This window comes from Bacillus sp. SJZ110, from assembly GCF_006715455.1.
Taxonomy (GTDB): domain Bacteria; phylum Bacillota; class Bacilli; order Bacillales; family Bacillaceae; genus Bacillus; species Bacillus subtilis.
Genome location: NZ_VFNF01000001.1, coordinates 466,552 through 480,694, shown reverse-complemented (window position 1 = coordinate 480,694; position 14,143 = coordinate 466,552). Strand labels below are relative to the sequence as shown.

General features: G+C 40.8%; 18 protein-coding genes. 16 read left to right on the top strand and 2 right to left on the bottom strand.

Going from position 1 to position 14,143, the window contains the following annotated elements:
* Nucleotides 1-38: 38 nt before the first annotated feature.
* Both tagV and FB592_RS02420 read right to left on the bottom strand, forming a co-directional pair.
* Nucleotides 39-1,214, bottom strand: coding sequence for a polyisoprenyl-teichoic acid--peptidoglycan teichoic acid transferase TagV (gene tagV / locus FB592_RS02425; RefSeq protein WP_103803401.1), 1,176 nt, complete (start codon nucleotides 1,212-1,214; stop codon nucleotides 39-41).
* Complete coding sequence (locus FB592_RS02420) at nucleotides 1,214-1,867, bottom strand: YigZ family protein (protein ID WP_003227979.1); 654 nt, start codon at nucleotides 1,865-1,867, stop codon at nucleotides 1,214-1,216. The genes tagV and FB592_RS02420 overlap by 1 nt, the downstream gene beginning before the upstream one ends.
* Nucleotides 1,868-2,083: 216 nt before the next feature.
* Here FB592_RS02420 and degS point away from each other — a divergent pair, with 216 nt between their 5' ends.
* The 16 genes from degS to flaG all read left to right on the top strand — a co-directional run bounded on the left by degS (nucleotide 2,084) and on the right by flaG (nucleotide 14,137).
* The gene (gene degS / locus FB592_RS02415) at nucleotides 2,084-3,241 is read left to right on the top strand and encodes a two-component sensor histidine kinase DegS (protein ID WP_003227983.1); all 1,158 of its coding nucleotides are present in this window, start codon (nucleotides 2,084-2,086) and stop codon (nucleotides 3,239-3,241) included.
* Between the two features lie 82 nt (nucleotides 3,242-3,323).
* Complete coding sequence (gene degU / locus FB592_RS02410) at nucleotides 3,324-4,013, top strand: two-component system response regulator DegU (RefSeq protein WP_003219701.1); 690 nt, start codon at nucleotides 3,324-3,326, stop codon at nucleotides 4,011-4,013.
* Between the two features lie 97 nt (nucleotides 4,014-4,110).
* Nucleotides 4,111-4,956, top strand: a complete 846-nt coding sequence (locus FB592_RS02405; RefSeq protein ID WP_003227986.1) for a DegV family protein — start codon at nucleotides 4,111-4,113, stop codon at nucleotides 4,954-4,956.
* A gap of 107 nt (nucleotides 4,957-5,063) precedes the next feature.
* Nucleotides 5,064-6,455: an ATP-dependent helicase ComFA gene (gene comFA, locus FB592_RS02400; protein WP_141949237.1), complete on the top strand. Its 1,392-nt coding sequence runs from the start codon at nucleotides 5,064-5,066 to the stop codon at nucleotides 6,453-6,455.
* Between the two features lie 59 nt (nucleotides 6,456-6,514).
* The gene (comFB, locus tag FB592_RS02395) at nucleotides 6,515-6,811 is read left to right on the top strand and encodes a late competence protein ComFB (RefSeq protein ID WP_141949236.1); all 297 of its coding nucleotides are present in this window, start codon (nucleotides 6,515-6,517) and stop codon (nucleotides 6,809-6,811) included.
* The gene (comFC, locus tag FB592_RS02390) at nucleotides 6,775-7,497 is read left to right on the top strand and encodes a comF operon protein ComFC (protein ID WP_141949235.1); all 723 of its coding nucleotides are present in this window, start codon (nucleotides 6,775-6,777) and stop codon (nucleotides 7,495-7,497) included. The genes comFB and comFC overlap by 37 nt, the downstream gene beginning before the upstream one ends.
* A 73-nt stretch (nucleotides 7,498-7,570) precedes the next feature.
* Nucleotides 7,571-7,990 (top strand): TIGR03826 family flagellar region protein, encoded by a 420-nt coding sequence (locus FB592_RS02385; RefSeq protein WP_003227995.1) that lies wholly within the window; start codon nucleotides 7,571-7,573, stop codon nucleotides 7,988-7,990.
* Nucleotides 7,991-8,070: 80 nt separating this feature from the next.
* Nucleotides 8,071-8,337, top strand: coding sequence for a flagellar biosynthesis anti-sigma factor FlgM (flgM, locus tag FB592_RS02380; RefSeq protein ID WP_014478128.1), 267 nt, complete (start codon nucleotides 8,071-8,073; stop codon nucleotides 8,335-8,337).
* A gap of 15 nt (nucleotides 8,338-8,352) precedes the next feature.
* A complete protein-coding gene (gene flgN, locus FB592_RS02375) occupies nucleotides 8,353-8,835 on the top strand; it encodes a flagellar protein FlgN (RefSeq protein WP_014478127.1) in 483 nt (160 codons plus the stop codon).
* 18 nt (nucleotides 8,836-8,853) lie between these two features.
* On the top strand, nucleotides 8,854-10,377 hold the full coding sequence (gene flgK, locus FB592_RS02370; protein ID WP_141949234.1) for a flagellar hook-associated protein FlgK: 1,524 nt from the start codon (nucleotides 8,854-8,856) through the stop codon (nucleotides 10,375-10,377).
* A gap of 10 nt (nucleotides 10,378-10,387) precedes the next feature.
* Nucleotides 10,388-11,284: a flagellar hook-associated protein FlgL gene (flgL, locus tag FB592_RS02365; protein WP_014481046.1), complete on the top strand. Its 897-nt coding sequence runs from the start codon at nucleotides 10,388-10,390 to the stop codon at nucleotides 11,282-11,284.
* 46 nt (nucleotides 11,285-11,330) lie between these two features.
* Nucleotides 11,331-11,906, top strand: a complete 576-nt coding sequence (locus FB592_RS02360) for a DUF6470 family protein (RefSeq protein WP_032726961.1) — start codon at nucleotides 11,331-11,333, stop codon at nucleotides 11,904-11,906.
* A gap of 20 nt (nucleotides 11,907-11,926) precedes the next feature.
* Nucleotides 11,927-12,358, top strand: a complete 432-nt coding sequence (gene fliW / locus FB592_RS02355) for a flagellar assembly protein FliW (RefSeq protein WP_032726959.1) — start codon at nucleotides 11,927-11,929, stop codon at nucleotides 12,356-12,358.
* Nucleotides 12,352-12,576, top strand: coding sequence for a carbon storage regulator CsrA (gene csrA, locus FB592_RS02350; RefSeq protein ID WP_003219727.1), 225 nt, complete (start codon nucleotides 12,352-12,354; stop codon nucleotides 12,574-12,576). The genes fliW and csrA overlap by 7 nt, the downstream gene beginning before the upstream one ends.
* Nucleotides 12,577-12,720: 144 nt before the next feature.
* The gene (gene hag, locus FB592_RS02345) at nucleotides 12,721-13,575 is read left to right on the top strand and encodes a flagellin Hag (RefSeq protein WP_015714795.1); all 855 of its coding nucleotides are present in this window, start codon (nucleotides 12,721-12,723) and stop codon (nucleotides 13,573-13,575) included.
* A gap of 232 nt (nucleotides 13,576-13,807) precedes the next feature.
* Entirely contained in the window at nucleotides 13,808-14,137 is a 330-nt protein-coding gene (flaG, locus tag FB592_RS02340; RefSeq protein WP_009968250.1) for a flagellar protein FlaG, read from the top strand.
* Nucleotides 14,138-14,143 lie beyond the last annotated feature (6 nt).

Genomic DNA, 14,143 nt, shown 5'->3' with positions numbered 1-14,143 from the left:
GCAAAAATGCCCGATCCTCTAAAAGGACCGGGCATTTTTTAATAGGATGAATCAGTTGTTGAATTCGTTGTACTGTTGTTTGAGCTTGTGCTGCTGTCATTCGAATAGCTGTTTCCGCTCGTCGTCCCGTCAGTTGTTGTGCCAGAGCTGCCAGAGCTGCTTGAGCTGTCAGTCCCGTCTGTTGCATTTCCGGTACCGGAAATGCCAGTGCTTGTATCAGGAGTATAATCTAAATGCTCTTGAAGCGTTTTTCTGACTTTCTCGAGATTTGTAGCATCAGGTTCAAAGTAATAAGTGTTGTTAGGCCCTAAATACAAATCAGAACCTGTAATGCTCAATGTGTCGATTTTTTTGCTGGTAAAGCCGCTGTAAATCTGCTGAAGCGCTAAACCTTCAGTAATGCGAATATTGGTTTCAACGTTTTCGCTGGCTTTTTCTGCGATTTTATCAATTTTAGCAATGTTGCTTGCACTTGACATGCGGTCAATCAGCGCGTTTAAGATTTGTTTTTGTCTGTCATTACGGCCAAAGTCTCCGCGTTTATCCTGTTTTCTCATCCGGGCATATGCTAAGGCTTCTTCGCCGTTCAAATGCATCTCGCCTTTTTTGAAGTAAATCCGTTTGCTTTCGTCTACATCACTTTTTTCATCGAAATCGAAAGGCACGTCAACATCAATACCGCCGACTTCATTAATCACATCTTTAAATCCGTCAAAATCAACTGTGACATATTTATCAATCGGGATTTGCAAGAAGTTTTCAACAGTTTCAACTGTCTCATCTTTACCGCCTTTGCTGTAAGCGGCATTGATCTTCGTCTTGCTTCCCGTTGTGTCACCAGCTAATTGCACACGTGTGTCACGCGGAATGCTCAGCATTTTCATGGTTTTATTTTTGGGATCCAGGGTAACAACAATAAGAGAGTCTGATCTCCCTTTTTGTCCTTTAGTCGCGTAATCCTCTATTCCCATAAATAAAATAGAAAACGGTTTTTTCTTCATGTCTACAACTTCGTTGCGAAGATTTGATTTATTCCCGCGGGATAGGGCATCGTACGATTCATCCGCAGCGTTAATTGTTTTATAAAGTTTATACCCGCCAAGCCCTACAACTACCAATAGTGCAAGGGCGAACAATAACATAATTCTTTTTAAAATTTTCCTGCGTTTGCTCTTTTTCTTTTTTCGCACACGCACTCTAACGCGTTCAGCCATTATTCAGTCTCCTTTATGTGATTGACGGCTTTTTCAAGATACGTCAACTCTCCCTCTTTAATATCACTCTTTCCATTTGTCAGTTCTGTCATCCATTCAGAAAAAGCGTTTGTTTCTTTTTCTTCGACGTATGTTTCGAATTCAACATTTTCTGAATAATGGATTTCCTTTAACAGAAATTGTGACTCCCTTAATTCATTTTCAATCTTGCCAAGCCATGTGTAATCTGCAGAAGTATGCATGATTCGCATAAGCTTCCGTTCTACAACACCTATATGATTTAATCCTTCAGACACTGATTTCCCATAAGCGCGAATTAATCCGCCAGCACCAAGCTTAATGCCTCCGAAGTAGCGTGTAACGACGGCGCAAGTATCCTTCAGCCTGCGTTTTTTTAAAACCTCGAGCATCGGCACTCCCGCTGTACCGCTTGGTTCCCCGTCATCATTGGCTTTTTGGATATGATCATTCTCGCCAATAACATAAGCCGAGCAATTATGAGTCGCATTCCAGTGCTGTTTCTTTATTTTCTGTATAAATTCCTGTGCCTCTTGTTCGGTAGAAACACGGCTTAAATGACAGATAAAACGCGATTTTTCTATAACAATCTCGTGTTCTCCTGCTTCTTTCACAGTAAAATAGCTGTGCAGCATGCTAGCTGACCCTCCTGCTAAGCATAAAAGACTGCCTATACAAATTCGTACAGTCTTTAGAATTTTTGTGCGTATTTTGGTATCATAAAGAGTAGATAGTATATAAAAATGTTTTTTTCTAGAATATACGCATTCTTTCATTATAATTCGACATAATTTGCAGATCAATTACATTTATAATAAAAATATATGACAACGCCGTGACGGAGGGAAATTATGAATAAAACAAAGATGGATTCCAAAGTGCTGGATTCTATTTTGATGAAGATGCTGAAAACCGTTGACGGGAGCAAGGACGAAGTTTTTCAAATCGGGGAGCAGTCACGCCAGCAGTATGAACAGCTGGTCGAAGAACTGAAACAAATTAAACAGCAGGTGTATGAAGTGATCGAGCTTGGCGATAAACTTGAAGTGCAAACCCGCCATGCGAGAAACCGTTTATCCGAGGTCAGCCGTAATTTTCATAGATTCAGTGAAGAGGAAATCCGCAATGCTTATGAAAAAGCCCATAAGCTGCAGGTAGAATTGACGATGATCCAGCAGCGTGAGAAGCAATTGCGCGAACGGCGGGACGATTTGGAGCGCAGATTGCTAGGGCTTCAGGAAATCATTGAGCGGTCAGAATCATTAGTAAGCCAAATTACAGTTGTGCTCAACTACTTGAATCAGGATTTGCGCGAAGTTGGACTGCTTCTTGCTGATGCTCAGGCAAAACAGGATTTCGGCTTAAGAATTATTGAGGCGCAGGAAGAAGAGCGAAAAAGAGTCTCAAGAGAAATCCATGACGGACCCGCTCAAATGCTGGCGAATGTTATGATGAGATCGGAATTAATCGAGCGGATTTTCCGTGACCGGGGCGCAGAGGACGGGTTCCAAGAAATTAAAAATCTACGCCAAAATGTTCGGAATGCCCTTTACGAAGTGAGAAGGATTATATATGATTTAAGACCGATGGCCCTTGATGACCTAGGCCTGATTCCAACTTTAAGAAAATATCTATATACAACCGAGGAATATAACGGGAAGGTCAAAATACATTTTCAGTGCATTGGAGAAACAGAGGATCAGAGGCTAGCGCCTCAGTTTGAGGTTGCGCTCTTCAGGCTCGCACAGGAAGCTGTGTCTAATGCGCTAAAGCATTCTGAATCTGAAGAAATTACAGTCAAAGTTGAGATCACAAAGGATTTTGTGATTTTAATGATAAAAGATAACGGTAAAGGGTTCGACCTGAAGGAAGCGAAAGAGAAGAAAAACAAATCATTCGGCTTGCTGGGCATGAAAGAAAGAGTAGATTTATTGGAAGGAACGATGACAATAGATTCGAAAATAGGTCTTGGGACATTTATTATGATTAAGGTTCCGTTATCTCTTTGACTATGATTTGTAAAATAGAGCCAAAAGGCATATTGACCGAATGCTAGAGTATATAGAACAATAATACAAGGAGGCGTGGCTTGTGACTAAAGTAAACATTGTTATTATCGACGACCATCAGTTATTTCGTGAAGGTGTTAAACGGATATTGGATTTTGAACCTACCTTTGAAGTGGTAGCCGAAGGTGATGACGGAGACGAAGCGGCTCGTATTGTTGAGCACTATCATCCTGATGTTGTGATCATGGATATCAATATGCCAAACGTAAATGGTGTGGAAGCTACAAAACAGCTTGTAGAGCTGTATCCTGAATCTAAAGTAATTATTCTATCAATTCACGATGACGAAAATTATGTAACACATGCCCTGAAAACAGGTGCAAGAGGTTATCTGCTGAAAGAGATGGATGCTGATACATTAATTGAAGCGGTTAAAGTAGTGGCTGAGGGCGGATCTTACCTTCATCCGAAGGTTACTCACAACCTCGTTAACGAATTCCGCCGCCTTGCAACAAGCGGAGTTTCTGCACACCCTCAACATGAGGTTTACCCTGAAATCCGCAGACCATTACATATTTTAACTAGGCGGGAATGTGAAGTGCTGCAGATGCTTGCAGACGGAAAAAGCAACCGCGGAATTGGTGAATCATTGTTTATCAGTGAGAAAACCGTTAAAAACCATGTCAGCAATATTTTACAAAAAATGAATGTAAACGACCGGACGCAAGCCGTTGTGGTCGCCATTAAAAATGGCTGGGTAGAAATGAGATAGTATAATAGGAGACTTGCCTTTTTCTAGGCAGGTCTTTTTTTAGGCTGCCGTTTCCCTTACAATAGAGTTATAAAGCAATAAGGCAGGTATCGAAGCTATGAATATTGCAGTCGTAACAGACAGCACGGCATATATTCCGAAAGAAATGCGTGAACAACATCAGATACATATGATCCCTCTCCAGGTTGTTTTTGGGGAGGAGACTTACCGTGAAGAAATTGAGTTGGACTGGAAAAGCTTTTACGAAGAAGTGAAAAAACATAATGAGCTCCCGACGACTTCTCAGCCGCCAATCGGCGAGTTGGTTGCGCTATATGAAGAGCTTGGCAAGTCTTATGATGCGGTTATCAGTATCCATCTTTCCAGCGGGATCAGCGGAACATTCAGCAGTGCAGCAGCGGCTGATTCGATGGTCGACAATATTGATGTGTATCCATTTGACTCAGAGATCAGCTGCTTGGCTCAAGGCTTTTATGCCCTTAAAGCTGCTGAATTAATCAAAAACGGAGCATCATCGCCGGAAGATATTATAAAAGAACTGGAAGAAATGAAAAAAACAGTTCGAGCTTATTTTATGGTAGATGACTTAGCTCATCTTCAGCGCGGCGGGCGATTAAGCAGCGCCCAAGCCTTCATTGGTAGTCTTCTAAAGGTAAAGCCTATCCTTCATTTTGACAATAAGGTAATTGTGCCTTTTGAGAAGATTCGCACACGTAAAAAAGCAATTTCGCGAATTTATGAGCTTTTAGACGAAGATGCGAGTAAAGGGTTGCCTATGCGAGCTGCTGTTATCCACGCTAATCGAGAGGAAGAAGCAGCGAAAATCATTGAAGAGCTTTCTGCAAAATATCCTCATGTTGAATTTTATAACAGCTATTTTGGCGCGGTAATCGGCACTCATTTGGGTGAAGGTGCGTTAGGAATTTGCTGGTGTTTTAAATAATGTAAAATCTCCGTTTTTAGAGCGGGGATTTTTTTTATATTCTTATTTTAATAGTTGGACAGAAAATATTCATTCAGGCATACTGTCTCGAAAGGAGGCGGTGCTATGTGAATGTGCCAGTTGAAAAAAACAGTTCCTTTTCTAGAGAATTGCAGCAGACGCTTCGAAGCCGTCATTTGCTCAGGACTGAGCTCTCATTTTCCGATGAGATGATTGAATGGCATATCAAGAATGGATATATCACTGCTGAAAATTCTATATCCATAAATAAACGGGGATATAGATGTAATAGGTGCGGCCAAACTGATCAGCGATATTTTTCTTTTTATCACTCATCTGGAAAGAATAAGCTGTATTGCCGTTCCTGTGTCATGATGGGCAGAGTGAGTGAGGAGGTTCCTTTATATTCATGGGAAGAGGAAAATGCACCAAACTGGAAGTCAATTAAACTGACATGGGACGGCAAGCTTTCAAGCGGACAGCAAAAAGCCGCCAATGTTTTAATTGAAGCAATATCAAAAAAAGAAGAGCTCCTCATCTGGGCGGTTTGCGGCGCTGGCAAAACAGAAATGCTGTTTCCTGGTATAGAATCAGCGTTAAATCAAGGACTGCGTGTATGTATTGCAACACCTCGCACCGATGTTGTATTAGAGCTTGCTCCAAGGCTCAAGGCTGCCTTTCAGGGTGCTGAAATTTCAGCGCTTTACGGAGGAAGCGATGACAAAGGGCGGCTATCTCCGCTTATGATTTCCACTACGCATCAGCTTTTGCGATATAAAGATGCAATCGATGTTATGATCATTGATGAAGTTGACGCTTTTCCATATTCTGCTGATCAAACCCTTCAATTCGCTGTTCAAAAAGCAAGAAAGAAAAACAGCACCATCGTTTATTTAAGTGCAACACCTCCTAAAGAATTAAAAAGAAAAGCACTGAACGGACAGTTACATTCAGTTCGCATCCCCGCAAGACACCACCGGAAACCTTTACCCGAACCGCGCTTTGTATGGTGTGGAAACTGGAAGAAGAAATTAAACCGAAATAAAATTCCGCCAGCGGTGAAAAGATGGATAGAGTTTCATGTAAAAGAAGGGAGGCCTGTTTTTTTATTCGTTCCTTCCGTTTCTATTCTGGAAAAGGCTGCTGCGTGCTTTAGAGGTGTTCATTGCCGAACCGCATCTGTGCACGCGGAAGACAAGCATAGAAAGGAGAAAGTGCAGCAATTCAGAGATGGTCAGCTCGATCTATTAATCACAACAACAATACTGGAAAGAGGCGTCACAGTCCCCAAGGTGCAAACGGGTGTACTAGGAGCGGAATCACCTATCTTTACGGAAAGTGCACTTGTTCAAATTGCAGGAAGAACCGGCCGGCATAAAGAATATGCGGACGGCGATGTCATTTTCTTTCACTTCGGCAAAACAAAGAGTATGCTCGATGCAAGAAAGCATATAAAAGAAATGAATGAATTGGCAGCAAAAGTTGAATGTACAGACTAGCCATTATTTGAAAACGTGGTACAGTATACTCATATAACCGATGATGAGGAGCTGTAAAAATGCTTGTCAATTCAAAAGAAATCGTAATGAAAGAACTGCTCGACCGATATATGGACCAGCTTCATATGGCCTGTACTTGCCAAGTATGCCAAAACGATGTATTGGCACTTTCTTTAAACAAAGTGAGTCCATCCTACGTTACTGATTTTAAAAAGATCGCATATACGAAAGCTGAGCTGGTAGATAAACAAAAAAACACAGCAATGCTTGTCATTTTGGCTGAATCTGCTGCAGTAGTTTCAGAGAGTCCAAGCGATTTATGTCACACGAAGCAGGAGGAGGCACTCATAAACTGAACTGTTTATTATGTGATTCGCAATTTTCTCAAGATGTTACATGGAGAGCCCTTTTATTACTAAAGCCTGATGAAAAGGTTTGTTATTCTTGCAGAAGCAAATTAAAGAAAATCACAGGACATATCTGCCCCCTGTGCGGCAGACCTCAATCTGTTCATGCCGTATGCAGGGATTGCGAGGTGTGGAGAACAAGGATCAGAGACAGTTTGCTATTGCGTCAAAACCGTTCAGTTTACACATATAATGATATGATGAAAGAAACGCTCTCCCGTTTTAAATTTAGAGGAGATGCAGAAATCATAAATGCATTTAAAAGTGATTTTTCTTCAACCTTTTCTAAGGTTTACCCCGATAAGCATTTTGTTCTTGTACCTATTCCGCTGAGCAAGGAACGGGAAGAAGAGCGCGGATTTAACCAGGCACAGCTCTTGGCAGAATGTTTAGACCGGCCTTCCCACCATCCCCTCATTCGCCTGAATAATGAGAAACAGTCAAAGAAAAAGAAAACAGAACGCCTGCTGTCAGAGCGCATTTTTGATACAAAAAATAATTCAGCAGAAGGTATGAATATCATTTTAATAGACGATCTTTATACAACAGGCGCCACCTTGCACTTCGCAGCCCGCTGCTTATTAGAAAAAGGAAAAGCCGCTTCAGTGTCATCTTTTACCTTGATCAGAAGCTAAATGATTCTGTTTTTATGCCGATATAATCACTAGAAATTGACACAGGCATATTATCTAATAAGGAGAAAAAAAGATGGGAGAACTGGCTAATTGTCCGAAATGCAATGCTTTATTTTTAAAAACAAAGCTGCAAACCGTATGTCAGGCGTGTATTAAGGAAGAAGAAAAATCATTTGAGACTGTCTATAAATTTTTAAGAAAACAGGAAAACCGGCAATCAACTTTGAGCCGGATAACTGAGGAAACAGGTGTGGAAGAAGAGCTGATATTGAAATTCATCAGGCAGAAGCGAATTCAGATCACTCATCTTCCTAATTTGGCATACCCTTGTGAAAGGTGCGGGACATCGATTAGAGAAGGCAAATTCTGCAAGGCTTGCCAGTCCGATATTAAGGATCAAATGGATCATTTGAACCACGAGGATGCTCTGAAAATCGAGAAAGAAAATAGTAAAAAAGACACATACTATGCCTATAATACCAAAAACAGCTGATTCCCTAAACTAACTGAAAACGCAGTCGATAAAAGGGTTAAGATTGTTTAAAGACTGCAACGGAAAGCGAGAGGAATCCTATGAAAATCAATCAATTTGGAACACAATCCGTTAATCCATATCAAAAAAATTATGATAAGCAAGCGGTGCAAAAAACTGCTGCACAGCCTCAAGATAAAATTGAAATTTCATCACAGGCTAAAGAAATGCAACATGCATCCGACGCAGTCACTGGTTCACGACAGGAAAAAATTGCGCAGCTTAAAGCGCAAATTGAAAACGGGTCATACAAAGTAGACGCAAATCATATCGCGAAAAATATGATTAATTTTTATAAAAAGCAATAAAAAAGGAGAAAGCCAATGTCAGCGAAGGCAATTATTGAACATTTGAAGCGACTTTGCGTTCTGCATGAGCACCTGCTCACGCTGTCTGAAGAAAAGACGGAAGCGCTCAAAGCCGGCAAAACAAAAGAGCTTTCTAACATTTTGACAAAAGAGCAAAAATATATTCAAGCAATCACGCAGACAGAAGATGACCGGATCAAAACAACTTCGGCCTTTCTCGGATATAGCGAAAATAATACTATTTCCGCATGTATCGCCAAAACCTCAGGCAGTGAAAAGGAAGAGCTGGAACAACTATACGAATCTCTTTCTCAAGTTCTCGGACGTCTGAAAAAAGTAAATGAGATGAATAGGCAGCTGACAAGAGACGCGCTGCAATTCATCTCTATTTCGTACGATATGCTGGTTCCTAAGGAAAATAACTTCAATTACAGCAAATCAATTAAAGCTGAGCTGCCGAAAAGCAGCCAAATGAAACTGTTTGATTCAAAAGCTTAGCAGAAAGGAATTCAGAAAATGACATCTACCTTTATGGGGCTTGAAACTGCAAGGCGGGCGTTAAGCGCTCAGCAGGCAGCTTTAAGCACTACTGCAAATAACGTGGCAAATGCCAATACTGATGGTTATACAAGGCAGCGGGTCTCATTGGAGGCAACTGACTATTTCCCTGCTGTATCTAAAAACGCAGAAAAAACAGCGGGACAAATGGGTACGGGCGTTCAAGGAAAATCAGTTGAGAGAATAAGAGATATCTTTCTTGACTACCAATACCGTCTTCAAAACAACAGTGCCGGATACTATGACACGAAGGCCAAAGCGCTGTCCCAAATGGAAGGCGTTTTAAATGAAACGGATGACAGCGGCTTGAACAGTGTGCTCAATTCGTTTTGGAATTCTCTGCAGGAATTATCGAATAATACAAATGAAGAAAGTGCACGTTCTGTTGTTGCTCGAAAAGGACAAGCTGTAGCTGAAACGTTTAATTATATTTCTGAATCACTTACAAATGTCCAATCGAATTTAAAAGCAGAGCTAAATACAACTGTGTTGGATGTCAATTCTCTGCTTTCTCAATTAAACAGTTTAAATAAGCAAATTGCACAAGTAGAGCCGGTCGGGCTTCTTCCGAATGGTTTATATGACCAGCGAGATTTGCTGATCGATAAATTATCCTCAATGGTTGATATCAAAGTCAGCTACAACAAATCAGGCGGGAATGCACTTGCATCTGCTGAAGGAACTGTATCAATTGAAATCCTTGATAAAAATAAACAGTCACTAGGAACTGTTTTGGACGGTAAAAATTACGAGGTTTCAGAACTTACAGCCAACTATGATAATGAAACTGGGTTAGTATCAAGTATTTCAATCGGGGATACAGCTGTGCAGGCGGAGTCCTTTAGCAGCAAGGGATCCCTTTTAGGATTTATAGAGTCTTACGGGTATATAACAGCAGACGGCCAAGAAAAGGGCGTATACCCGGAAATGCTTTCTGATCTTGACAATATGGCGCTTGAATTCGCGAAAGCTTTCAATGAAGTGCACAGAAATGGTGTGACCAAGAGCGGTGAACAAGGCGGAGACTTTTTTGATTTTACTGGCGGTGAAACTGAACCTGCCAAGGGCGCGGCGGGCAAGATCAAAGTGGCTGACAGCATAATAGATTCAAAAGGCGCAAACATTGCTTTCTCACTGACTGGTGCAGCCAACGATAACGCAAATGCTACAAAATTAGCAAATGTTTTAACAGGTAAAATAACCATTAACGGTAAAGAAACTAGTGTTTTAGATTATTATGCGGGTCTGATTGGCGAGCTAGGGATCGAAGCTCAAGAGGCTAATCGACTGGCGTCTAATACAGAAACACAGCTAAATGATGCTGACATAAACCGTCAGCAAATGAGCGCAGTTTCTTTAGACGAAGAAATGACGAATATGATTCAATTCCAACACGCATACAATGCAGCTGCAAGAATGGTGACTTTACAAGACGAATTACTTGATAAAGTGATCAACGGCATGGGTGTTGGAGGAAGGTAGGTAGAGTCACATGAGAGTAACACAAGGCATGATACAGCAAAACTCACTGAGATATATCGGTTCGAGCTACTCGAAGCTGGATAAACTCCAGTCGCAGATTTCTTCAGGGAAAAAAATCTCAAAAGCTTCCGACGATCCTGTAGTAGCAATGAAAAGCTTAAAGTATAATACGCAACTTTCTCAAGTGCAGCAGTACAAAAGCAATGCTTCTCAAGCCTTTACCTGGCTCGAAAACACAGAAACAAACATTACAGAAGGAATTGACATCTTGTCAAAGGTCAGAGAATTAGCGGTTGAAGCTCAAAATGATACAAACGGCGAGGCGGAGCGGCAAGCGATTGGCGTAGAAGTAAAGCAGTTAAAGGAACAGCTTTTAAATATTGCGAATACACAAGTGAACGGCAGATATATCTTTAATGGCACAAATTCAGATAAGCCTCCGGTTACAGATAACGGAGACGGAACTTATACAATTTCTGATACAGCTGATGTCGTAGTCAATATATCAAATAATATGTCATTGAAAGTGAATTCAGATCCAAAGTCAGCTTTTGGAGGCACTTCTGAAAGCGGGCAAAATGTATTTGAAATGCTTGATTCTTTTGAGAAAGCACTAAATTCTGGTTCGCTAGATGGCATGGACAATGTTTTAGATGATATTGATCATTTTTCTGACGGCATGAGTGCTGAACGATCTGATCTTGGAGCGAGATATAATCGTCTTGAACTGGTTAATACAAGACTGTCAGCGCAAGAAGAAACAGCTACCAAAGTGTTATCAGACAATGAAGATGTAGAACTGGAAGAGGTAATAACTGAATTTATTGCGCAGCAAAGTGTGCACAGGGCTACTCTGGCCGTTAATGCGCAAATTGTTCAGCCTACATTGATTGACTTTTTAAAGTAAGCGGCTCTTAGGAGTTCGCTTTTTTTATAGTTCAGGAGGTAGAGTGATGCAGATTCCCAGATTGATTATGCATAGTGTTCAAGGAAAAATTGGTTTAACAACGACGCCTGCCAGCTTAAAAATGGAGCAGCCTCAAGCTGATCTAGAGATCGAACAGCCGAGTGCGGAAATGGAAATATCGGTGACACCTGGAAAACTCACGATTGACCAGACACAAGCATGGGAAGAATTAGACAGAAAGCATGTTTTCAAGAGAATTGAAGAAGCCGCCCAACAAGGGCATGAGAATGTAATGGAGGGAATAGCACGCACTGCAGAAGAAGGCGACGAGCTTATGAGGATTGAAAATAAGGGGAACCCAATCGCTTCACAAGCAAGGAGGAACTCTGAAATGCACCAAATTCAATTAGGCGAAAATTATGCTCCTTCTCTATCTAGGGTGAAAATACAATATACTCCGTCACAGCTTGATGTTCAGATTACGCCGCGAAAGCCTGTTATTCAGGCTGAGCCGCATAAGCCAATTGTTGAATATACGCCAGGAAATGTTAAGGTTGACATGCTCCAATACCCTGATTTAAATATAGATGTAGAATACCCGAAAGAATCACCCGAAAAGTAAAAAGAAAAGGATCGTGAAAAATGATCATTCATACGAAGTACCATGGCCAAATGAACATAAAAGAAGAACAAATCATTCTTTTTGAAAGCGGGATTCCAGGCTTTTTAGAAGAAAAACAGTTCGTCATACTTCCGCTTTCAGAAGACTCCCCATTCGTGGCACTGCAGTCCGTCACTTCAGAAAATCTTGCGTTTATCGTTGTAAGTCCGTTTATCTTTTTTAAGAATTATGAATTTGACCTTGATGAATCAACTGCTGAACTTTTGGATATCGATAATATTCAAGACGTAGAAGTCATGACAATATTGACTATGGCAGAGCCATTTGAAAATTCTACTGCGAATTTATTGGCCCCCATTATTGTGAATCGCAAGAACATGATGGCTAAGCAAGTCGTTTTACACGACTCCTCATATACGACAAAGCATCCGATTGGAGGAGAATCATGCTAGTTTTATCGCGGAAAATAAACGAAGCGATTCAAATAGGTGCTGATATTGAAGTGAAAGTGATTGCGGTTGAGGGGGATCAAGTGAAGCTTGGAATTGACGCCCCAAAGCATATTGATATTCACAGGAAAGAAATCTACTTGACCATTCAGGAAGAAAATAACCGTGCGGCAGCCTTATCCAGCGATGTGATCTCCGCATTATCCTCACAAAAAAAGTGAGGATTTTTTTATTTTTGTATTAACAAAATCAGAGACAATCCGATATTAATGATGTAGCCGGGAGGAGGCGAAAAAGACTCCGCCAGTTACAAAAATAAGGGCACAAGGACGTGCCTTAACAACATATTCAGGGAGGAAATAAAAATGAGAATTAACCACAATATCGCAGCACTTAACACACTGAACCGTTTGTCTTCAAACAACGGTGCATCACAAAAAAACATGGAGAAACTTTCTTCAGGTCTTCGTATCAACCGTGCGGGAGATGACGCAGCAGGTCTTGCGATCTCTGAAAAAATGAGAGGACAAATCAGAGGTCTTGAAATGGCTTCTAAAAACTCTCAAGACGGAATCTCTCTTATCCAAACAGCTGAGGGTGCATTGACTGAAACTCACTCTATTCTTCAACGTGTTCGTGAGCTTGCAGTACAAGCAAACAATACTGGTACTCAAGACGGTACTGACTTAGGTGCTATACAAGAAGAGATCAAATCTCTACTTGAAGAAGTTGGTGGTATGACAGGTGGAAGTAAAGGTATCTCTGACAGAACTGAATTTAACGGTAAGAAGCTCCTTAATGGCGACTTTGCAACTGACAAATTAACATTCCAAATCGGTGCAAACGCAGGGCAGCAACTTGCAGTTAATATCGGTGATATGAGTGCAACTGGACTTGGAGTTGCTGGTATCGATGTTACTGCATTCAAAGATGATGCAACAGCATTTGATACACAACTTGGTTTAATTGATACAGCGATCAACAATGTATCTACTCAACGTTCAAAATTAGGTGCGGTACAAAACCGTCTTGAGCACACAATCAATAACTTGAGCGCTTCTGGTGAAAACCTGACTGCTGCTGAGTCTCGTATCCGTGACGTTGACATGGCTAAAGAGATGAGCGAGTTCACAAAGAACAACATTCTTTCTCAGGCTTCTCAAGCGATGCTTGCTCAAGCAAACCAACAGCCACAAAACGTACTTCAATTGTTACGTTAATTTTAAAAAAGACCTTGGCGTTGCCAGGGTCTTTTAATTTATATTTCTATCTCCGAATCATTCCTCATCCTGTCACTAACTCATGATATAATAACCGGATTCTCCACTAACTTTTTATAAATGTATTTCCAAACAAGAAATCTAAAACAGAAGATTTTTTTCCAAAAATATGTGTAATCTTATCTCCATTTAGTCGATATAAACGATAGATTGGGGCATAGGGGATGATCAATTGAACATTGAAAGGCTCACTACGTTACAACCTGTTTGGGATCGTTATGATACTCAAATACATAATCAGAAAGATAATGATAACGAGGTTCCTGTTCATCAAGTTTCATATACCAATCTTGCTGAAATGGTGGGGGAAATGAACAAGCTTTTGGAACCTTCGCAAGTTCATCTGAAGTTCGAGCTTCATGACAAGTTAAATGAATACTATGTAAAGGTAATAGAGGACTCTACAAATGAAGTGATCCGCGAAATTCCACCAAAACGGTGGCTTGATTTTTATGCGGCTATGACTGAATTTCTTGGGTTATTTGTAGATGAAAAAAAGTAGAATAGG